Origin of the sequence: Streptomyces sp. M2CJ-2 (assembly GCF_016757295.1) — a bacterium.
GTDB lineage: Bacteria > Actinomycetota > Actinomycetes > Streptomycetales > Streptomycetaceae > Streptomyces.
On the sequence record NZ_JAESIF010000001.1, the window covers coordinates 228,733 to 250,246 of the forward strand.

Annotated in this window: 12 protein-coding genes and 2 pseudogenes; 9 read left to right on the forward strand and 5 right to left on the reverse strand. The window is 72.0% G+C overall.

Annotated elements, in window-relative coordinates; genetic code table 11:
* Positions 1-65: 65 nt before the first annotated feature.
* The 3 genes from JL475_RS01420 to JL475_RS01430 form a co-directional block, all read right to left on the reverse strand.
* Entirely contained in the window at positions 66-1,847 is a 1,782-nt protein-coding gene (locus JL475_RS01420) for an ABC transporter ATP-binding protein (protein WP_202274092.1), read from the reverse strand.
* The gene (locus JL475_RS01425) at positions 1,844-3,673 is read right to left on the reverse strand and encodes an ABC transporter ATP-binding protein (protein ID WP_202274093.1); all 1,830 of its coding nucleotides are present in this window, start codon (positions 3,671-3,673) and stop codon (positions 1,844-1,846) included. The genes JL475_RS01420 and JL475_RS01425 overlap by 4 nt, the downstream gene beginning before the upstream one ends.
* Positions 3,674-3,923: 250 nt before the next feature.
* Positions 3,924-4,391 carry a MarR family winged helix-turn-helix transcriptional regulator gene (locus JL475_RS01430; protein ID WP_202274094.1) on the reverse strand — a complete coding sequence of 156 codons (468 nt, stop codon included), beginning with the start codon at positions 4,389-4,391 and terminating at the stop codon, positions 3,924-3,926.
* 174 nt (positions 4,392-4,565) lie between these two features.
* Between JL475_RS01430 and JL475_RS01435 the strand changes: the two genes are divergently transcribed.
* Together JL475_RS01435 and mltG are read left to right on the forward strand one after the other, a co-directional pair.
* Complete coding sequence (locus JL475_RS01435; RefSeq protein ID WP_202274095.1) at positions 4,566-6,368, forward strand: ABC transporter ATP-binding protein; 1,803 nt, start codon at positions 4,566-4,568, stop codon at positions 6,366-6,368.
* Between the two features lie 43 nt (positions 6,369-6,411).
* On the forward strand, positions 6,412-7,287 hold the full coding sequence (mltG, locus tag JL475_RS01440) for an endolytic transglycosylase MltG (RefSeq protein WP_202274096.1): 876 nt from the start codon (positions 6,412-6,414) through the stop codon (positions 7,285-7,287).
* A gap of 43 nt (positions 7,288-7,330) precedes the next feature.
* Here the strand turns inward: mltG and JL475_RS01445 are convergent, their stop codons facing one another.
* Positions 7,331-8,491, reverse strand: a complete 1,161-nt coding sequence (locus JL475_RS01445; protein WP_202274097.1) for an NAD(P)-binding domain-containing protein — start codon at positions 8,489-8,491, stop codon at positions 7,331-7,333.
* A gap of 115 nt (positions 8,492-8,606) precedes the next feature.
* Here JL475_RS01445 and JL475_RS01450 point away from each other — a divergent pair, with 115 nt between their 5' ends.
* On the forward strand, positions 8,607-9,029 hold the full coding sequence (locus JL475_RS01450; RefSeq protein WP_202274098.1) for a secondary thiamine-phosphate synthase enzyme YjbQ: 423 nt from the start codon (positions 8,607-8,609) through the stop codon (positions 9,027-9,029).
* A 67-nt stretch (positions 9,030-9,096) separates the two neighbouring features.
* Positions 9,097-9,402 (forward strand): annotated as a pseudogene (locus JL475_RS41660) (recombinase family protein); the annotation flags it as partial.
* A gap of 93 nt (positions 9,403-9,495) precedes the next feature.
* Here the strand turns inward: JL475_RS41660 and JL475_RS01460 are convergent.
* Positions 9,496-10,425: pseudogene (locus JL475_RS01460) on the reverse strand (IS3 family transposase); the annotation flags it as partial.
* Between the two features lie 647 nt (positions 10,426-11,072).
* Between JL475_RS01460 and JL475_RS01465 the strand changes: the two are divergent.
* The 5 genes from JL475_RS01465 to JL475_RS01485 are packed head-to-tail and all read left to right on the forward strand — an operon-like array spanning position 11,073 to position 20,920.
* Positions 11,073-14,372, forward strand: a complete 3,300-nt coding sequence (locus tag JL475_RS01465; RefSeq protein WP_202274099.1) for a DUF4132 domain-containing protein — start codon at positions 11,073-11,075, stop codon at positions 14,370-14,372.
* Positions 14,373-14,380: 8 nt separating this feature from the next.
* Positions 14,381-15,478, forward strand: coding sequence for an AAA family ATPase (locus JL475_RS01470; RefSeq protein ID WP_202274100.1), 1,098 nt, complete (start codon positions 14,381-14,383; stop codon positions 15,476-15,478).
* A complete protein-coding gene (locus tag JL475_RS01475; protein WP_202274101.1) occupies positions 15,475-17,808 on the forward strand; it encodes a DUF5682 family protein in 2,334 nt (777 codons plus the stop codon). Before JL475_RS01470 ends, JL475_RS01475 begins: the two co-directional genes overlap by 4 nt.
* Entirely contained in the window at positions 17,805-18,965 is a 1,161-nt protein-coding gene (locus JL475_RS01480) for a VWA domain-containing protein (RefSeq protein ID WP_202274102.1), read from the forward strand. The genes JL475_RS01475 and JL475_RS01480 overlap by 4 nt, the downstream gene beginning before the upstream one ends.
* Positions 18,962-20,920, forward strand: a complete 1,959-nt coding sequence (locus JL475_RS01485) for a hypothetical protein (RefSeq protein ID WP_202274103.1) — start codon at positions 18,962-18,964, stop codon at positions 20,918-20,920. The genes JL475_RS01480 and JL475_RS01485 overlap by 4 nt, the downstream gene beginning before the upstream one ends.
* Positions 20,921-21,514: the final 594 nt, after the last annotated feature.

Below are 21,514 nucleotides of genomic sequence, written 5' to 3' on the forward strand. Positions count from 1 at the left end.
AGCCTTCCACCCAGGTTCGACTCCGCGCAACGGCACAGCGGCCCCCCGGGCGGGCCGCCGTGGCCTCACCCGTGCCAGGAACGCCACAGCGCCGCGTACGCGCCGTCCGCGGCGACCAGCTCGTCGTGGCTGCCCAGCTCGCTGATGCGGCCGTCCTCGACGACGGCGATGACATCCGCGTCATGGGCGGTGTGCAGGCGGTGGGCGATGGCGACGACGGTGCGACCGTCGAGGACGCGGGCCAGGGAGCGTTCCAGATGCCGCGCCGCGCGGGGGTCGAGCAGCGAGGTCGCCTCGTCCAGGACCAGCGTGTGCGGGTCGGCCAGCACCAGGCGGGCCAGCGCGATCTGCTGGGCCTGGGCCGGGGTGAGCGCGAGCCCTCCCGAACCGACCTCACTGTCGAGACCGTCGTCGAGCGCACGTGCCCAGCCGTCCGCGTCGACCGCGCCGAGCGCCGCCCACAACCGGGCGTCCTCGGCGTCCGTCCGGGCGAGCCGCAGGTTGTCGCGCAGGGAGCCCACGAAGACGTGGTGCTCCTGGTTGACGAGAGCCACATGGCCACGGACCCGTTCCGCGGTCATCCGGGACAGCTCGGCGCTGCCCAGGGTCACCGTGCCGTCCCGGGGCGCGTAGATCCCGGCGAGCAGCCGGCCCAGAGTGGACTTGCCCGCGCCGGACGGGCCGACCAGCGCCAGCCGGGTGCCGGGGGCGACCTCGAGAGACACCTCGCGCAGCACGTCGACGCCCTCGCGGTAGCCGAAGCACACCTGTTCCGCGCGCACATGGCGTCCGTCGGGGGCCAGGGCGGTGTCACCGGCATCGGGCTCGATCTCCCGGACCCCGACCAGCCGGGCCAGCGACACCTGGGCCACCTGCAGCTCGTCGTACCAGCGCAGGATCAGCCCGACCGGGGTGACGAGCATCTGGGCGAGCAGCGTCCCGGCCGTCAGCTGGCCGACCCCGATCCAGCCCTGCAGGACGAACACACCACCGATCATCAGCACCGAGCCGATCACGGTCACGTGAGTGATGTTGACGACCGGGAAGAGCACCGACCGGAGCCAGAGCGTGTAACGCTCCCAGGCCGTCCACTCCCGCACCCGCTGGTCCGACAGTGCCACTCGGCGCTCGCCGAGGCGGTGGGCCTCCACCGTCCGCCCCGCGTCCACGGTCTCCGCGAGCGCCGCGGCCACGGCGGCGTACCCGGCGGCCTCCGAGCGGTACGCCGCCGGCGCCCGCCGGAAGTACCAGCGGCAGCCCGTCACCAGCAGCGGAACGGCCACCAGCACGGCCGGCGCCAGTTCGGGCGCCGTGACGACCAGCCCGCCCAGCAGCAGTGCCACCCACACCACACCGATGACCAGCTGGGGCACGGCCTCGCGCATCGCGTTGCCGAGCCGGTCGATGTCGGTCGTGATCCGGGACAGCAGATCACCGGTCCCGGCGCGTTCCAGCACTCCCGGCGGCAGCCCGACCGACCGCACCAGGAAGTCCTCGCGCAGATCGGCCAGCATCCGCTCCCCGAGTACGGCCCCGCGCAGGTGGACCTGCCGGACGAACACCGCCTGGACGATCAGCGCGAGCACGAACAGCCCGGCGGTGAGCCCCAGATGGAGCTCCCGCGTCCGGTCGGACACCCGCTCCACCAGACCGCCCAGCAGATACGGGCCGACCATCGAGGAGACCACCGCGACGGTGTTCACCGTGATCAGCAGTACGAAGGCCCGGCGGTGCCTGCGGAGCAACTCGGCCACGTAGGCACGGACGGTGGCGGGGGCACCCACGGGCAGGGTGCCGGCCGTGGTGGGGGCCGCCGGGTCGTAGGCCGGTGGCGCCACGCCGATCATGCCGTCTCCTCGATCTCTTCGAGTTCTTCCAGGCCGCTCAGACCGTTCAGGTCGTTCAGGCTTTTCAGGTCTTCGACGTCCTTCGGGTCGTCGCGGTCTTCCCGTGCCACCACGGCCCGGTACCGGGGCTCGGTACGCACCAGCTCGCGGTGGCCGCCCACCGCCACGACCGTCCCGTCGTGCAGGAGGACCACCTGGTCCGCCCGGTCGAGCAGCAGCGGAGAGGAGGCGAACACCACGGTGGTGCGGCCCGCCCGCAGTTCGCACAGGCCCTGGGCGACACGGGCCTCGGTGTGCGAGTCGACGGCGGAGGTCGGCTCGTCCAGTACGAGTACCTCCGGGTCGGTGACCAGCGACCGGGCCAGTGAGAGCCGCTGGCGCTGACCGCCGGAGAGGGACCGCCCGCGTTCGGTGACCGGTGTGTCCATCGGGTCCGAGGCGCCCGGCGAACCCTGCACCAGTGCCGCCAGCACGTCCCCGCACTGCGCGGCCTCCAGGGCCTCGCGCGCTCCGACGGCACCGGACGCGGGTACGTCGAGCAGTTCGCGCAGTGTGCCGGACAGCAGCACCGGGTCCTTGTCCTGCACGAGGACGGCGCCGCGGGCGACGTCCAGCGGCAGTTCGTCGAGCGGCACCCCGCCGAGCAGCACCGAACCGTCCCGCGCGGCGGACGCCGGGTGCCCGCCGAGCCGTTCGGCCAGCCGCCCCGCCGCGTCCGGGTCCCCGCACACCACGGCGGTGAACCGGCCCGCCGGGGCGAGCAGACCGGTCACCGGGTCGTACAGGTCACCGGTGGGCGTGACGGCAGGCGGCGCGCCCGAGGTGTCCGTGGCCCGCTCCAGCGACAGCACACGCGCCGCGCGAGTGGCCGAAGGCCGTGAGAAGGAGTACGCCATGGCGATCTCCTCGAAGTGCCGCAGAGGATAGGAGAGCAGCATGACCGAGCTGTAGACGGTGACCAGTTCCCCCACCGTGATGCGCCCCTCACGGGCCAGGTGGACGCCGTAGCAGACCACGGTGATCAGCAGGATTCCCTGCAGCAGCACCTGGACCGCCGCGATGAGGGACCACATCCGGGCACTGCGCACGGCCGCGCGGCGGACGTCCTGGGACGCGCGCCGGTAGCGGTCGAGGAACAGTTCCTCACCGCCGATGCCGCGCAGCACACGCAACCCGGCGACGGTGTCCGAGGCGAGTTCCGTGGCCCGGCCGGCCTTCTCCCGCTGGGCGTCGGCCCTCCGGGTGGCGTGCGGCAGCAGGGGCAGTACCGCGAGCGCCAGCAGGGGCACGCCCACGGCGACGACCACGCCGAGCGAGGGCTGGAGGACGAGCAGGCCGACGCAGACCGCCACGGTGGTGACCGCCGCCGCGGTGAACCGCGACAGGGCCTCCACGAACCAGCCGATCTTCTCGACGTCACCGGTGGACACCGCCATGACCTCGCCGGCCGCGACACGCCGGGTCAGCACGGATCCCAGGGCCGCGGTCCTGCGGGCGAGCAACTGCTGGACGCGGGCGGCCGCGGTGATCCAGTTGGTGACGGCGGCCCGGTGCAGGAAGGTGTCACCGACGGCGTTCGCCGCGCACGCCAGCGCCAGGAGTCCGCCGGCCAGTGCCAGCCGGGCGCCGGAGCGGTCGACGGCGGCCTGGACGCCGATGCCCACACAGAACGGCAGCGAGGCGATGGCAGCGAAGTGCAGCAGTCCCCAGGCCAGGGATCTGAGCTGGCCGGAGAGCTGGTTCCGGAAGAGCCACCACAGGAATCGGGGGCCCGAGCGGGCATCGGGCACGCCCGGGTCGGGATACGGAAGGTCTTGGATCTGCATGACGTCCCAGTGACTCGCAAAGGCGGGGCCGTGCGTCGTCCGCGGACGACTGCGGCAGCAAACCGTGACAGGTTGACCCCGCTGCGTGTGGGAAGGCAAACGGTTTTCCACGAGACCGCACGGAACCGGCTGTCCGCGTCGCAGGGGAACGGCACGACGGGTCGGACGAGTGCCGTGCGGCCCGTCGGAGGGTCACGGGGCGAGGCTCCGGACGATCGCGGCGCGCTGCCTCAGCAGGAGGCGCGCTGCCTCAGCAGGACGTGTCGCCCTGCTGAGGTGCGGCCGCCGTTCCGTCGATCAGGGTGTCCAACAACCCGCCCAGGGCTTCACGCTGTTCGTCCGTCAGCGGAGCCAGGATCTCCTCGGCGGCGGCCCGGCGCGCGGCGTGCAGCTCCCGCAGCGCGGTGTGCCCGTCGTCGGTGAGCTCGATCCGGGTCACCCGCCGATTGGCCGGATCGGGCACCCGCCGTACCTTGCCGTTCGCCTCCAGTCCGTCGACCAGCGTCGTCACCGCTCGTGGCACCACTTCCAGCCGCTCGGCCAGGTCGGCCATGCGCGGCGGCGAGGCGTAGTGGGCGAGGGTGCGCAGCAATCGGGACTGGGCCGGGGTGATGCCCAGTTCGCGCCGCACCAGATGACGCTTCTGGATGCGGTGCACCCGGCGGGTCAGCCGAAGCAGCTGCTCGGCCAGCAGGCCGTCGGGGTCGGGGGTGGTCATGCGCGGAACAATATCAGGATGCCGTTCATTGTGAGTATAGGTAACAATGAGCTAGGCTCCGTTGATCCCGGCGTGCCCGGTACCAGGCGGCCGTTCCCGGTTCCTTGCGGCTCCCTGTCGCTCTTTGCTACCTCACTTCTTCCGATTCCCCGCTGACAGTTCCCGAAGGAGACCATGCATCCCGACCGCGAACCCGTCTGGAGCGCACCCGCGGGCGCCGGGGAACAACCCCGGCAGGTGCGCCGCATCCTGAAGCTGTTCCGCCCCTACCGAGGCCGTCTCGCGATCGTCGGCCTGCTCGTCGGGGCGGCGTCCCTCGTCTCGGTCGCCACCCCGTTCCTGCTGAAGACGATCCTCGACGTCGCGATCCCCGAGGGCCGGACCGGACTGCTCAGCCTGCTCGCCCTCGGCATGATCCTCAGCGCCGTCCTCACCAGCGTCTTCGGAGTGCTCCAGACGCTGATCTCCACGACCGTCGGTCAACGTGTCATGCACGATCTGCGCACCGCGGTCTACGACCGGCTCCAGCGCATGTCGCTCGCCTTCTTCACGCGCACCCGCACCGGCGAGGTCCAGTCCCGCATCGCCAACGACATCGGCGGTATGCAGGCCACCGTGACCTCGACGGCGACCTCGCTGGTCTCCAACCTCACCAGCGTCGTCGCCACCGTCGTCGCGATGCTCGTCCTCGACTGGCGGCTGACCGTCGTCTCGCTGGTCCTGCTGCCGGTGTTCGTGTGGATCAGCCGCCGCGTCGGCAACGAACGCAAGAAGATCACCACCCAGCGCCAGAAGCAGATGGCCTCGATGGCCGCCACGGTCACCGAGTCGCTGTCGGTCAGCGGCATCCTGCTCGGCCGCACCATGGGCCGCTCCGACTCTCTGACCAGCGCCTTCGCCGACGAGTCCGAACGCCTGGTGGACCTGGAGGTCCGGTCGAACATGGCCGGCCGCTGGCGCATGGCCGTCATCACGATCGTCATGGCCGCCATGCCCGCCGTCATCTACTGGACCGCGGGCATCGTCCTGCGGACGGGTGGGCCCGGCGTCTCCATCGGGACGATCGTCGCCTTCGTCTCGCTTCAGCAGGGCCTGTTCCGGCCGGCGGTGAGCCTGCTGTCGACCGGTGTCCAGGTCCAGGCGTCGCTCGCGCTGTTCCAGCGCATCTTCGAGTACCTCGACCTCCCCGTCGACATCACCGAGCGGGCGGAGCCGGTCCGTCTCGCCCGGGTCGACGGCGAGGTCCGGTTCGAGAACGTCACCTTCGGCTACGACGGCAAGGGCGGTCCCGTCCTCGACGGCATCGACATCACCGTCCCCGCCGGCACCAGTCTCGCCGTGGTCGGTTCGACCGGCGCCGGCAAGTCCACGCTCGGCCACCTCGTGCCCCGGCTGTACGACGTCACCTCCGGCCGGGTCGCCCTCGACGGGGTGGACGTACGCGACCTCGACTTCGACACCCTGGCGCGCGCGGTCGGCGTCGTCTCCCAGGAGACGTATCTCTTCCATGCCTCCGTCGCCGACAACCTGCGCTTCGCCAAGCCCGACGCCACCGACGAGGAACTCCACGCGGCGGCCCGCGCGGCGCAGATCCACGACCACATCGCCGCCCTGCCCGACGGGTACGACACGGTCGTGGGGGAGCGCGGCCACCGTTTCTCCGGTGGCGAGAAGCAGCGTCTGGCGCTCGCCCGGACCATCCTGCGCGACCCGCCGGTCCTCGTCCTCGACGAGGCGACCAGCGCGCTCGACACCCGTACCGAGGCCGCCGTCCAGCAGGCCATCGACGCGCTGTCGGCCGACCGCACCACGCTCACCATCGCCCACCGGCTGTCCACCGTCCGCGGCGCCGACCAGATCGTGGTGCTCGACGCGGGCCGGGTGGTCGAACGCGGCACCCACGAGGAACTGCTGGAGCTGGACGGGCGTTACGCGGGTCTTGTCCGCAGGGACGCCCAACTGGAGCCGACAAGATGAAAATATGCCGGGTTTGTGACGTTGTGGGCGTTACCGTGCCCGCATGCAGAAGAACACTCCGTCACGGAACACGATCCGACTGACGCGCCGGGGCCGGCTCGCCCTTGCCGCGACCGGGGCCGTCGTGGCCGGCACCGCCGTGGCGGTGCCCCTGCTGATCCTGGGCGACGACCCCCGCCCCACCACCCTGGTGATCCCGGAGGGCCACCGGGCGAGCCAGGTGTACGCGGCCGTCGACAAGGCCCTCCGACTGCCCGCGGGGAGCACGAACAAGTCCCTCGCGAAGGCCGCCCTCAAGCTGCCGAGCGATGCCGAGGGGAACCCGGAGGGCTATCTCTTCCCGGCGACCTATCCGCTGAAGGAGGGGACGACACCGGAACAACTGCTGTCGCTGATGATCGACGGCGCCAACAAGAAGTTCAACGGCGCCCCGGTCGCCGCCGGTGCGCAGCGCAACGCGATGAACGTCTACCAGGCCGTCACCATCGCGAGCATCGTCCAGGCGGAGGCGTCCACCAAGGCCGACAGGGGCAAGGTGGCCCGGGTGATCTTCAACCGGCTGGAGCGGGGGATGCCGCTGCAGATGGACTCGACGGTCGACTACGCCCTGGGCCGTTCGGCATCGCGCACCACCGAGGCGTACGCCAAGGTCGACAGCCCCTACAACTCGTACACGCGTATGGGACTGCCGCCCACCCCGATCGGCAACCCCGGCGAGGACGCGATGCGGGCGGCGATCAACCCGACGCCGGGCGACTGGCTGTACTTCGTCACGGTCGCACCGGGCGACACCCGCTTCACCGCCGACTACAAGGAACACCAGAGCGACGTCGCCGAGTTCGACGCGCGGCGGAAGAAGGAACAGGCAAAGGAGAAGGAGGAAGGGGCGCAGGAGGCGAGCGGCCGGCCCGAGAAATGAGCCGGCCGGCACCGGCCACCGGTGCCGCCGCCCCGGAGCGGCGTCAGGCCGCGACGCGCTCCTCCGCCAGCAGGCGCCTGATGTCCCGTACGGCCGAGCGACCGGCGCGGTTGGCCCCGACGGTACTGGCCGAGGGGCCGTAGCCGACGAGGTGGACGCGGGGGTCGGCGACCGCCCGGGTGCCCTCGACGCGGATGCCGCCGCCCGGCTCCCGCAGGCGCAGCGGAGCGAGGTGGTCGATGGCGGGACGGAACCCGGTGGCCCACAGGATGACGTCGGCCGCCACTCGCAGCCCTCCCCCGAGCTCTCGACTGCTCCCCCAAGTTCTCGACTCCGCTCGAACAGGGGGGACCCCCACGAGCAGGGGGGACCCCCATCCCCACTCCACTCCCTCCGGCGTGATCCGGTCGAACATCGGCTGCCGGTCCAGGACACCGTCGGCGAGACCCCGGCGGATCGCGTCGTTCAGCGGCAGTCCCGTCACCGAGACGACGCTGCGCGGCGGCAGCCCCTGCCGTACCCGCTCCTCGACCAGTGCCACGGCCGCCCGCCCCGCGTCCTCGTCGAAGGGGCCCTCGTGGAAGACCGGGGGCCGCCGGGTCACCCAGGTGGTGGCCGCCGCGTGGGGGGCGATCTCCAGCAGATGCTGGGTGGCCGAGGCGCCTCCCCCCACCACGACCACCCGCTGACCGGCGAACGCCTCGGGGCCCGGGTACTGAGCGGTGTGCAACTGCCGCCCCAGGAAAGTCTCCTGACCTTCGTAGCGCGGCCAGAACGGCCGGTTCCAGGTGCCGGTGGCGTTGATCAGCGTCCGGGTCGACCAGGTGCCCGCCGAGGTCTCCACGAGCAGCCGCCCGCCGGCTCCCTCCCGCACCGCCCGCACCTGCACCGGCCGCCGAACCCGCAGGTCGAACGTCCGCTCGTAGCGGTCGAAGTACTCCGTGATGACCTCGGAGGACGGCCGGGCCGGATCGGCGTCCGTGAGTTCCATGCCGGGCAGCGAGTGCATCCCGTGCACCTTGCCGTACGTGAGTGAGGGCCAGCGGTACCGCCAGGCGCCGCCGGGGCCGGGGTTGTGGTCGAGCACCACGAAGTCGCGGTCCGGCTCGAACCCGGTGCGCCGCAGGTGATGGGCGCTGGACAGTCCCGCCTGCCCGGCGCCTATGACGACTGCCTGGACCTCGGCCACCTCGGCCTCGCTCATGTAGTTCATATTTCTACTAACTTCGCCGGGGGGACACATCTTCCCGCGAACCGTTGCCGCCACTCGGAGGCCTCCTTCTTCGAAGACCCCGGGCCCATGAGCCAGGATGGAAACCATGTCAGATGCCTTCACCACCCGGATCCTGAACGTCGCCACCGGCTCCGCGGAGCGGGTCGCCGACATCACCGGCGACTGCGAGTCCTTCCTGCGGGAGGTGGCGGCCGGCCGCGACGGACTGCTCAACCTCTTCGTGCCGCACGCCACCGCCGGCATCGCCCTCATCGAGACCGGCGCCGGCAGCGACGACGACCTCCTGGCCGCCCTGCACACCCTGCTGCCGGCCGACGACCGTTGGCAGCACCGCCACGGCAGCCCCGGCCACGGCCGCGACCACGTCCTGCCCGCCCTCGTCCCGCCGCACGCCACCCTGCCCGTACTGGACGGCCGACTGGAGCTGGGCACCTGGCAGTCCGTGTGCCTGGTCGACACCAACCGCGACAACCCCGACCGCCGAATCCGGCTGAGCTTCCTCGGCTGACCAAGATCGTTCAGCTGGGGCGTGCCGCCGATTCTCCGTACCATGCGCGCTCGAACGGAGAGAAGAAATGCGCGGTACGGACCCCAATGCGGTCGAACGTCCTTACGACGGATGCGGCAAGTGCCTGCTCGGAGTGCGGCGGCTGTCGCGCGTGAAGCTGGCGACGTCTTCGCCTGAGCGCCAGCGCGAGAACGTGCTCACTGCCGCCGTCTCCGTCGGGGCGCACATCATCGGTTGGGCGGACGACTGGGAGGTCTCCGGCGCCACGGATCCCGTGACCCGCCCCAGCCTGGGCCCGTGGCTCCGTGACGAGAGGGGCCCGTACGACGGCTTGGTCGCGGCAGCGGTGGACGGGCTCGGCCGCAATGTCGTCGACTGCCTGAACACCGGCTACAAGATGCGGGACGAGAAGAAGATGCTCGTCACGTACGGGCACGACGGAGCCTGGGATCTCGATGACTTTACAGACGCCGTTCACTTGGCCGCCGCGGGCGGCCACGGCCATCTCGATGGCGTCGGTAACCAGGGAAGCACGCATATGGTCGGCGATCGACCAGCCCACGACCCGACGCGAGCAGATGTCGATCACCGTGGCCAGATACAGCCACGTCGAACCGACGGGTATGTAGGTGATGTCACCGCACCACTTCGTGTTCAGCGTGTGGGCGGTGAAGTTGCGCATCATCAGGTCCGGGGCGGGCGGGGCCGTCTTGTCCGCGGTCGTCGTTCGCCTGGTGCGGCGCAGGTGGCGCCCGATGATGTGGTGGATGCGCATCAGCCGTGTCACACGTTTGCGGTTGATCTTCCGTCCCCGGGCCCTCAAGCTCGGCGTGGACGCGCGGGGCGCCGTGAGCACCCCGGCGCTCGGCGTGAATGGCACGGATCTCGGCGACTGCAGCCGCCTCGCGGGCCTGGCGTTCGACGCGGTCCTCTTCGGTGGCCTGGTGCCGGCAGTAGCCGGAGCGGGAGATCCCCAGGACCTGGCACAGCCGCTTGACGCCGAAGTCGGCGCGGTGGTCGGAGATGAAGTCCCAGCATGGGGTATCCCCTGCTCGCAGAGCTTGGGGAGGGGTCTTCACTTCGCCTTCCTGGCGAAATAGGCGGCCGCCCGGCGCAGGATCTCGCGCTCCGACTGCCACTCCTTCTCGGCCTTCAGCAGCCTGGCGTTCTCGGCCCGCAGCCGGGCCGGCTCATCGGCCTGACTTTCCGGGCCGCTCCCCTCCCGGACGGCCGACACGTTCGCCCCAGTGTCCTTGCGGACCCATGTGCGCAGTGTCTCCCCGGTGATCCCGAGCTCGGCGGCCACGGCCGCGTACGTGCGCTTGCCGCCGCCCGCGCGATACAGCGCGACGGCGTCCCTCCGGAACTCCTCCGGGTACGGAGACTGGCGTCCCACCTGGACATCCCTCCCTGGACCATCAAGATCCATTGTCAGGGTGTCCACTCCAAGGGATCAGCCTCACTCCACCGAGGTGCCGCACGCCCTTACGTGAACTTCCCGACCAAAGGATCACTCCGGCCCCTGCCCCGTCCCCTGGCCAGCAGGCTTCATCCTTGCCGATGAAGACGCATCGGCGGCCCACCTGCGTCCCTGTCTCCCGTAGGAGTGGTGTGCGCCTGTCCGCTGGGAGGCGTCGAGCTCTCCCGTCTCCGTTCGTATGGGCCGGCTTCCTCCACGGCGGCGGCCGGAGCGTCGTCGCGCCGAGGTCTGAGTGGGGCAGTGGCAGTCGCTCGTCGGCCCGTGGACCTGCCTCGTACAGCCATGCCGGAGCCCCCGTTGGCCTTCCAGTCGCACAGCACCTCGCCGGTGCAGCGATCGGTGCAGGAGGCGATCTGCGGGAAGACAGTGCCCCGTACACCTGATGCAGGTCGAAAGCGCTAGCAGCACAGGAAAGTTGATGGTGAGGGGCAGGGGATCCTGCGATGCGGATGTGCCGTCGCCCGGGCGTGCACGGGCCCGACCGTTGTCAGTGCCGAGGTCTAACGTGATCGGAAACTGCTCATGAGGTCCCCGTGCAACGGGTGACGGGGAGGAACAGCGCCATGCACCAGGAAATTGCCGACGAGGACCGGTTCGAGATGCCCGCCGCCTGGCTGCGGGCCCTGCCCGTGCTCCGGGCCGCCGCGAAGCCGGCCGAGGACGCGGTGGAGAAGGCCGCTCGCCGCTACGCGCAGGAGGCGGTCTGGTTCGAGGAGATGTTCTCCTCCTCCGGCAGCGACCCGGAACTGGTGAAGGAGGGCCGGGCCCACCGGGAGGGCAGTCCCTCTCCGCTCGGAGCCGCCGTGGAGATCGCCGTTGGCTGGCACTACACGATGGTGGACGTGCTCGTCGACGCCTGCGTGACCGAACACGGCCTGCCGTTCGCCGCTCGTGCCGTCGTGGAGCTGGGATGCGTCAACCCCCATTACATGCAGGCAGGTTCCCGACGGTACGACGCGGCGCTGCGGAGAGCGACCGGTTACCAGACCTACTACGTGTGGGAGACCGCCGCCCGTATCCGGGACCTGCTCGCGGCGGTCGACGAGGAGACCCGACGGCGGGCCGCCGAGGCCCTCGCCGGCCTCCGGGACAGCGCCGAGCGCCGCATCGTGGTCTCCTACCTGGTACCCGAGGAGCATGCCTGGGTCGACGAGTGCTGCGACGGCCCGATACCGAACGACTCCGCCCTGCGGCGCATGCTCCTTCTCTCCCTGTACCGGCCGGAGCAGATCGCCCGCATCGGCGAAGGAGCACGACTCGGCTGGAACGGCTGGAACCTCCAACTGCTCGCCACCCTCGCGAACCGGCTCGGTCCCGACGTCGGGTCCCTGCTGGAGGACGCGTTCGACGGAGCCTACGGATCCGACGGACACCGGGACGTCGCGGGCTGGGCCGCCGAACTGCCCACCGACGACGCCTTCCGCCTGCTGCTGAAGAAGGGCGGCGACCGCAATGTCCGTCCCGCCCTGCTCGACGCCATGAACCGCTACCCCCGGCGGGCCCTGCGGCTGCTCTCCGCCGCCGCGGCGGGCGACAGCGAACAGGCGTCCCTCTCCCGGATGCTGCTGCCCCTGCACGTGGTGACCCACCCGGAGCTCACGAAGGAGACGTTGCCCGCCCTGCCCGAGGCGTCCGCCGCCGTCGTCGCCCCGCTGCTGAAGCGGCGCGAACGGGACGCAGAAGCGCCTGCGGAGGCGCTCCCCGCCCTGCTGGTCGCCCCGCCGTGGACCCGGAAGCGCACCAGCCGCAAGGCCCGCGTGGCCCGCGACGTCCCCGGGGCGCCGCAGGCCGAGGTGGCCTGGAAGCCCGGGGAGCAGGAGGCCTGGGCGGCCACCGTCGTCGCCGAAACCCCCTATTGGCGCGAGCACGACTGGTCCCGCGAGATCCAGCAGATGCAGCAGGGGACGTGGCGGGGCAACATCCACGCCGCCCGCCTCTTCGTCACCGGCCCCGAGGACGTCGTACGCCCACTGCTCGACGCCTTCGCCCCCGAGCACGTCTGGGACACCGAGAGCCACCTCAGGCCCGTCGCCGCCCGCCACGACCTGCACGCCCTGCCGATGCTGAGCCGGCTCGCCGCCCGCTACCCGGCCACCGCCTGCGGCCTGCTGCTGCCCTACCGCAGCGTCGAGGTGGCCCGGCAGATGGCCGAGTGGCTGGTGCGCCGCCAGTCGCTGAGGCCCACGGTTCTCGCCTGGCTCCGCCGCCACGGCCGGGCCGCGGCCGCCCTCCTCGTTCCCGACGCCGTCGGCCCGGCGGGCAGGCCCCGCACCCACGCCGAACACGCCCTGCGGCAACTCGCCGCAGAGGTGGGCGCCGAGGCCGTGCGGGAGATCGCCGCCGGCTGCGGCGCCGAGGCCGAGGAGATCGTCGCCGACCTCCTCGCCGGCGATCCGCTGGAGGCCGCCCTCCCGGCGAGGATGCCGTCCCCCTGCACCTGGGCCGACCCCGCCCTGTTCCCGCAGATCCGGCTCACCGGCGGCCGCGGCGCCCTGTCCGCCGACGCCGTCCGCCACGTGACGACCATGCTGCAGATCTCCAAGCCCGGTGACGTCTACCCCGGCCTCGCCACCGTCACCGAGCACTGCGACGCCGGCTCCCTCGCCGAGTTCGCCTGGGCCCTCTTCATGACGTGGCGGTTCCACGGCATGCCGGCCAAGGACAGCTGGGCCCTCCACGCACTCGGCCTCCTCGGCGACGACGAGACCGTCTGCCGTCTCACCCCCCTCGTGCGTGCCTGGCCCGGTGAGAACGCCCACCACCGGGCCGTCGAGGGCCTCACCGTCCTCGCTGCGATCGGCACCGACACCGCCCTGCGCCATCTGCACGGCATCTCCCAGCGTGTGCCGTTCAAGGCCCTCAAGAAGCGAGCCCGGGAGAAGATCGACGAGGTCGCCGAAGGACTCGGCCTCACCACCGACCAGCTCGCCGACCGGCTGGTCCCCGACCTCGGCCTCGCCGACGACGGCAGCACCGTCATCGACTACGGCCCGCGCCGCTTCACCGTCACCTTCGACGAACAGCTCCGCCCCTGCGTCCGCGACGAGACCGGCAAGCTCCGCAAGGCCCTGCCGGCCCCGGGCGTCAAGGACGACCCGGAACTCGCCCCCGCCGAGCGCAAGCGGTTCGCAGCCCTCAAGAAGGAGGTCCGAACCATTGCCTCCGACCAGCTGCGCCGCCTGGAGGCCGCCATGGTCACCGGCCGCTCCTGGACCGCCGCCGAGTTCCGCGAACTGCTCGTCGAACACCCCCTTCTGCGCCACTTGGTGCGCCGCCTGGTCTGGCTCGGCGACGGCGACGGCATGGTGACCGCGTTCCGTGTCGCCGAGGACCTCACCCTCGCCGACGTCCACGACGACGCATGGACCCTCCCCGCCGACGCCACCGTGCGCCTCGCCCACCCCCTCCACCTGGGAGACGAACTCGAGGCCTGGGCCGACCTCTTCGCCGACTACGAGATCCTCCAGCCCTTCCCGCAGCTCGGGCGCCCCGTGCACGCCTTCACCGACGCGGAGGCCACCGGCCACCGGCTGACCCGCTTCGAGGGCGTCACCGTCCCCGTCGGCAAACTCCTCGGCCTCACCAAGCGCGGCTGGGAACGCGGCACGCCCGAGGACAACGGCGTGGAACGCTGGTTCTCCCGCCCGATCGCCCGCGACCGCCACCTCGTCATCGCCCTCGACGACGGCATCGCCGTCGGCATGGTCGACGCGTTCCCCGACCAGACCCTCGAGACCATATGGATCGACACCGCCCCCGGCGACTACTGGCGCAACCACACGTACCCGCACCGCCTCGGCGAGATCGACCCCGTCATCGCCTCCGAGATTCTCGCCGACCTGACCGACATCACCGCCAAGTGAGCCCCACCATGACCACAGTGAGCGACCCGCACCCGCCCCGCCTGCAGCGCCCGCCCGCAGAAGTGCGCCACGCCGACGAACTCGCCGAGCTGCGTGCTGGGGACACCGACCCGCGGCCGCCCGGCTGGCAGCTCAGCCTCCGTGCCGCCCTCCGCTTCGTGGTCGGAGACCCCGACGCCGGCATCAGCCGCAAGTTCGTCGGCAGCCCCTCGCTCGTCGAACGGGCCCTGGTGACCCTGGCCACCAACCGGGGCCTGATGCTCGTCGGCGAACCCGGCACTGCCAAGTCGCTGCTCTCCGAGCTCATCGCGGCAGCCGTCAGCGGCACCTCCACGCTCACTGTGCAGGGCGGCGCGGCCACCACCGAAGACCAGATCAAGTACTCCTGGAACTATGCCCTGCTGGTCTCCGAAGGCCCCTCCCGCCGCTCCCTGGTGCCCGCCCCCATGCTCCGCGGCATGGCCGAGGGACGCATCGTCCGCTTCGAGGAGATCACCCGCTGCCCCCTCGAGGTCCAGGACTGCCTGCTCTCCCTGCTCTCCGAACGCGTCGTCGCCGTCCCCGAACTCGACGGCGACGACGGCATGGTCTTCGCCCGCCAGGGCTTCAACGTCATCGCCACCGCCAACACCCGCGACCGCGGCGTCAATGAGATGAGCGCCGCACTCAAACGCCGTTTCAACTTCGAGACCGTCTTCCCGATACCCGACCTCGACACCGAACTCGCCCTCGTCGAAGCCGAGTCCACCGCCCTGCTCCGCGAGTCCGGAGTCGAGCGGGCACCCGACCGGGACGTCCTCGAGGTACTGGTCGGTACCTTCCGCGAACTGCGCGGCGCACCCGGCCAGGGCGACCGGCCCTCCGCAGTGATGAGCACCGCCGAAGCCGTCTCCACGGCCCACGCCGTCGGCCTGCGCGGCTGGTTCCTGCGCGGCGAGGCCGGCAACGCCGCCGACATCGTCTCCTGTCTCGCCGGCACCGCCGCCAAGGACAGCCCCGAGGACCTCGCCCGCCTGCGCCGCTTCCTCGAACAGCAGGCCCGCCTGCGCCGAGGCCCCCAGTGGCAGGCCCTCCACGAGGCCCGGCACCTGCTGGACCAACGGTGAGCACCGCCCGCGTCACCTTCCTGGGGGTGCGCCACCACTCACCGGCCTGCGCCGGCTTTGTTCGCCGCACGATCCGCGAACTGCGCCCGGCATACGTACTGGTCGAGGGCCCCGCCGACATGAACGACCGGATCGGCGAACTGCTCCTCGGACACGAACTGCCCATCGCCGTCTTCAGCCACTACCGCGGCACCGAACGGGTCGCCACTTCCTGGGCCCCGCTGTGCGCGTACTCCCCGGAATGGGTGGCACTCACCGAGGGCCGTACCGCGGGCGCCGAGGTCCGGTTCATCGACCTGCCCGCCTGGCACCGCGCCTTCACCGACCGCCCCGACGGCGCAGCCAACCGCTACGCCGACGCCGAGGCCCGCTACAGCCGCGCCACCGAACGGCTCCGCGCCCGTTACCGGGTCGACACCGTGGACGCCCTGTGGGACCGCGTCTTCGAGATCGCCGATCCGGACGGCCTGCAGGACCGCCTGGACGCCTACTTCGCCCTGGTGCGCGGCGACACCGAGGCCGATGACGGGGACCGCGCCCGCGAGCAGTACATGGCCTCCTGGGTCCGTGCCGCAGTTGCACACGCCGGCAGCCGGCCGGTCCTGGTGGTGACCGGCGGCTTCCACCAGCCCGCCCTGCGCGCCCTCACCGCCGCCCCCGGCACGTCTCCGGGCGCGGAACCCGCCGCATGGCCCCCGGTGCCCGTCCCGCCCGACGGGGCTGCGGGCGGCAGCTTCCTGGTGCCCTACTCCTTCCGCCAGATGGACGCCTTCGCCGGCTACCAGTCCGGCATGCCGTCCCCCGGCTACTACCAGCACCTGTGGGACGAAGGCCCCGACGCGGCCGCGAAAACCCTCCATCGCACCGTCGTGGAACGGCTCCGCGCCCGCCGCCTCCCCGTCTCCACCGCCGCCCTGATCTCCGCCCGCACCCTCACCGAAGGCCTCGCCGCCCTCCGCGGACACCCCCGCCCCGCCCGCGTCGACGTCCTGGACGGCCTCGCCGCTGCACTGATCACTGACGACCTCGACCAGCCGCTCCCCTGGAACACCGACGGCCCCCTGAGGCCCGGCGCCCACCCCGCCGTCGTCGAAACGGTCGTCGCCTGCACCGGCGACCGCACCGGCCGCCTCCACCCCGACACCCCGCTGCCACCCCTGGTCCACCACGTGACTGCCGAGGAGATCCGCCTCGGCCTTGACGGCGACCGCACCCTCGACCTCGACCTCACCAACCCCCGAGGGCTCGAACGCAGCCGCTTTCTCCACCAGCTGCGCATCCTCGGCATCCCCGGCCACACCCGCCTCACCGGCCCCGACCACGGAGCCGACCCCCGCGACCACGAAACCTGGGAACCTTGCCCCCGCACCGGCCGCGACGCCGCACTGACCGAGGCCGGCGCCTACGGAGCCCGCCCCGACGAGGCCGCCACAGCCCTCCTCGCCCGCCGCCTCCGCGACACCGGTACAGCCGCCGACGCCGGGACCACCGCCGCCCTCCTTTTCGACGCCGTCCTCTGCGGAGCCGGAACCCTCTCCCGTGACCTCCTGGACGGCCTCGCCCACCGGATCCGTACCACCGCCGACCCCGGTCCCCTCGGGCGGGCCCTCGCCGTGGTCCTGGGCCTCTGGCGCCATGACCGCGTCTTCGGTACCGCCCGTGACCCGCTGCTCGGCACCGTCCTCGGCCACGCCGTCGACCGGCTCTTCCACCTGGTAGAGGGCCTCCACGGCGGCCCGCCCGGCGTCGACGTCCCCCGCCTGCGCGCCCTGACCGCCGCCCGCGACGCCCTCCTCCACGCCGCACCCGCCCTTACTCTCACCCCGGAAACCGCCGCCGCAACCGCCGCCCGCATCGCCCGCGACCGGCACGCCCCCGCCGACCTGCGCGGCGCCGCCCTCGGCCTGCGCCGCGCCCTCGGAGCCCTGGCCGAACCCGCCGGCGAGGCCGAAGCGTTCGCCGTCGCGGCCGACCCCGCCGTCCTCGGCGACTGGCTGGCCGGCCTGCTCGCCCTCGCCCGCGAAGAGATCCTGCGGCCCGCCCCGAAGGGCGAACAGTCCCTACTCGACACCCTGGACGGCGTCGTCACCACCATGACCGACGACGTCTTCCTCCACGCCCTGCCCGCCCTGCGTCAGGCCTTCGCCTTCTTCCCGCCCCGTGAACGCGAACGCGTCGCACAACTCCTCCTCGACCGCCGGAACCTGCACGGATCCGCCCGCACCCTGCTGCGCACCACCGCCGACCCGCTGCTCCTCGCCCGTGCCGCGGCCCTCGAGGAACACACCGACCTCCTGCTCGACCGGCACGCCCTCGGAGCACCCCGATGACCCCCGACGACCCCCGCGCAGGACTGGAACGCTGGCGGCTGATCCTCGGCGCCCCCGCCGAACACCGCACCGGCGGCCTCGACGGCCCGGACGCCGCCCGCGACACCGCCCTCCAGTGGCTCTACGGCCGCGACGACGACCTCGCCCGCCGTGGTGAACGCCGCGGCACCGCAGACGGCCGGGAGGGCGGCGACGGCCCCTCCACGCTCGCCGTCGTCGACTGGCTCGACGACATCCACCGTCTCTTCCCCCGGGAGACGGTCGAACGCCTCGAACGCGACGCCGTGGAGACCTACGGCATCGACGAGATCGTCACCGATCCCGACGTTCTTCTCCGCGTAGAACCCAGCACCAGCCTGCTGCGGGCCGTGCTGCGCACCAAACACCTGATGAACCCGCGGATTCTGGCCGCCGCCCGGCGCATCGTCGAAGCCGTCGTGCGCGACCTGACCGAGCGGCTGAGGCCGGAGATCCGGCGCGCCCTCACCGGAGCCCGCTCCCGCCGCCCCAGCCGAACCCCCCGCGCCCGGAACTTCGACTTCAGGGCCACGATCCGCGCCAACCTCGCCCACTACCGGCCCGAGGACCGCCGCATCCTCATCGAGCAGCCGCACTTCCACTCCCGCACCCGCCGCCACATCGAGCAGTGGCAGCTGATCCTCCTCGTCGACCAGTCCGGCTCCATGGCCGGATCCGTGATCCACTCCGCCGTCACCGCTGCCTGCCTATGGGGCCTGCCCGGACTGCGCACCCACTTGGTTGCTTTCGACACGCAGGTCGTCGACCTCACCTCCGACGTCACCGACCCCGTCGAACTCCTGATGAAGGTCCAGCTCGGCGGTGGCACTGACATCGCCCGCGCCGTCGACTACTCCGCCGGCCTCGTCGACAACCCGCGCCGCACGATCGTCGCCCTGATCACCGACTTCTACGAGGGCGGCGACGCCCACCGCCTGACCCGCACCGTCCGCGACCTGACCGGACAGGGCGTCACCGTCCTCGGCCTCGCCGCCCTCGACGAGGAGGCCGCCCCCTCCTACGACCGCGACCTGGCCGGCCGCCTCGCCGAGGCCGGCGCACACATCGGCGCCATGACCCCCGGCCACCTGGCCGAATTCGTCGCCGAGAGAATGGCCCACGGAGGACGAGCGGCATGACCCGCACCGACCTGCTCGCCCTCACCCCCGACACCCTCGCCGCCCTTGCCAACCGCGGCCTGGTCAAACGCGCCGCCAAGGACCTCGACGCCGGAGCAGGCCCCGACCTGGACGTCACCGACGACCACACCGTGCACGGCTGCTTTCCTGACGGCACCGAGACCCGACTGCCGCCCGGCGCCACCCTGCAGGACGCCCGCTGCAGCTGCGAGGCCCACGGAGTCTGCCGCCACCGCATCGGCCTCGTCCTCGCCTACCAGCGCACCGCGACCGCATCGGACACCCCGCCGCCTTTCACCGACTGGTCCCCCGGAAGCATCGACGACACCGCCCTCGCCGAGGCCTTCGGCCGTCCCGCCCTCACCGCAGCCCGTCGCACCCGCGACCGCGGCTACCAGGCCGTCCTCCACCGCCCCACCCCCGCCGACCCCGTTCCCGCCGTCGAACTTCCCGCCTGCACCGTCCGCTTCCCCGTGCCCCACCGCCCCGGCTTCGCCGTCACCGACGCCGCCGAGCCGCTGCGCGGCGCGACGGTCGTACTTGCCGTCTGGGCCTTCCGAGCCGCCGACACCGAGGGCGGCGACCGAGTCACCGTCGGAGGAAAGCAAACAACCCCGGACAACGGCGACGGCGCCCACCGCGCAGCCATGGACCTCGTCGACGAACTCCTCGTCGAAGGCGTCCCCCAGGCCGGCCGCGTCCTGGACGGAACCCTCCGCCGTGCCGGCGCCGCCCTCACTACCGCCGGCCGCCACTGGCCCGCCGCGGCCCTCGAGGGGATACGCCACCAGCTCGCCGAGCACGCGGTCCGCGGCGCCCGCCACGACCGCGAGACCCACGCCCTGCTTCTCGCCGAACTCCACGCCCGCCACCGCGCCGCCCCCACCGACCCCGCAGCCGTCCTCGGCACTGCCGAGACGGCCCGTACAGCCTTGCGCCGAGTCCGCCTCGTCGCCCTCGGCTGCCACGTCGACGGCTCCGCCCGCGACCGCACCGCCGACGTCTTCTTCGCCCACCCCGATGCCGGTATCGTCCTCGTTCTGCACAGACGCTGGGAGCTGCCCAACGGTCAGGCGCCCACCGGCCACGACCTCGGCTCCCGCAGGATCCTCGGTACAAACCTGCGCACCCTTGCCGCCGCCAACGTGGTCAGCGAGGCCACCTCCCGCACAGCCAGCCGCGCCGTGGAGATCTCCCGCGGCCGGATCGCCACCACGTCCGTCACCCCCGTCGGCACCGCCTGGGACGACCTGCCGCCCGGGCTGCTGGTCACCGACCTCGCCGCACAGTTCCCCGCCCCCGGTACCCTCCCTCCCCGCCTCGTCCGCCCTCGGGTGGAGGCCGAGTCCATGCGCGTCCTCGCCGTCGCGGAGGCCGGACCCGTGCGGTACGACCCGGCCGCACAGCGCCTCGAAGCCGTCCTTCACGACCCGGCCGGCAACGAGGCCCTGCTGAGCACCGCGCACAACCCCCACTGCCCCGGCACCCTGGACGCCCTGGCCGACGCCCTCGCCTCCGGCACCGCCGACCGGATCAGCGGTTCCCTCCGCCATGACCGGGGCAGGGTCCTCCTCGCCCCTCTCGCCGTCCGCACCTCCCGCGGCGTCCTCGTCCCCGACCTCGCCCCCGGCGACGGCGACACCACCCTCCCCGTCGCCCCGCACCCCCCGGACGACCCCCTCACCACCGCCTTGGAACAGGCCCTCGCAGCCCTCGCCGAGGCCGCCCACCACGGCCTGAAGAACCTGACTGCCACCGACCACGACATCCTCGAATCAGTAGCCGCCCTCCTGCACCGAACCGGCTTCCACACCACCGCGGACAAGGTCTCCGCTGTGACAACCACCCTCCGCACCCACGGCCCGGCCCCCGCCACTTCTCACTGGCACACCGCCGTCATCCGCCTCGCCACAACCTTGGAACTCCACCGGGCCGGCCCGTATACATTGCCGTGACCGGAAATGATGGTCCGGTGCGTTCACGTTGAGCCTCAGCATCTTGTGCACGTCATCCTCGATCAGCTCTCGGTTCGGTGGGACAGGCCGGGTCCACGTGGGGCGGTCGCGGGGCGGGCGGCTGGTGGCGCCGACGCGGAGGCCGTCCTGGCCGGAGACGGAGCCGACGGCCGGGACCAAGAGGTCCTGACAAAGGGTGTGCGAGTGCTCAAGAGCGGCGGGCCCCGGGAGGACCAAGGATCGCGACCAGCCTCTCTTCAGGGAGGCCAGCTATCCTCGGGGTTGCCTTAACGGAGGTTGGTGGATACGAACGTCTCGAATCGCAACCGTCAGGTCCGGTTGAGCTTCTTCGGCCAGTGAGTCGCTTCGGTGGGACTGTAGAGCAATAGCCCGGCCGCACCAACTGAGCAGCGTGCGTAGCTGTCGCATGGGCTGCGAAGGCTGCCAGCAGGTTCTTCGTCTGCTGGTGGTACCACGTCCGCGCCTTGCTTGACCAGGGAGTGTGGCTCCGTTGACGGAGCCCATGGGGAAGTTGGTCCGGGAATGGCCCGGATCTTGGTAGCCCATGGCGAAAGCCGTTGCCGACTGGGCCCC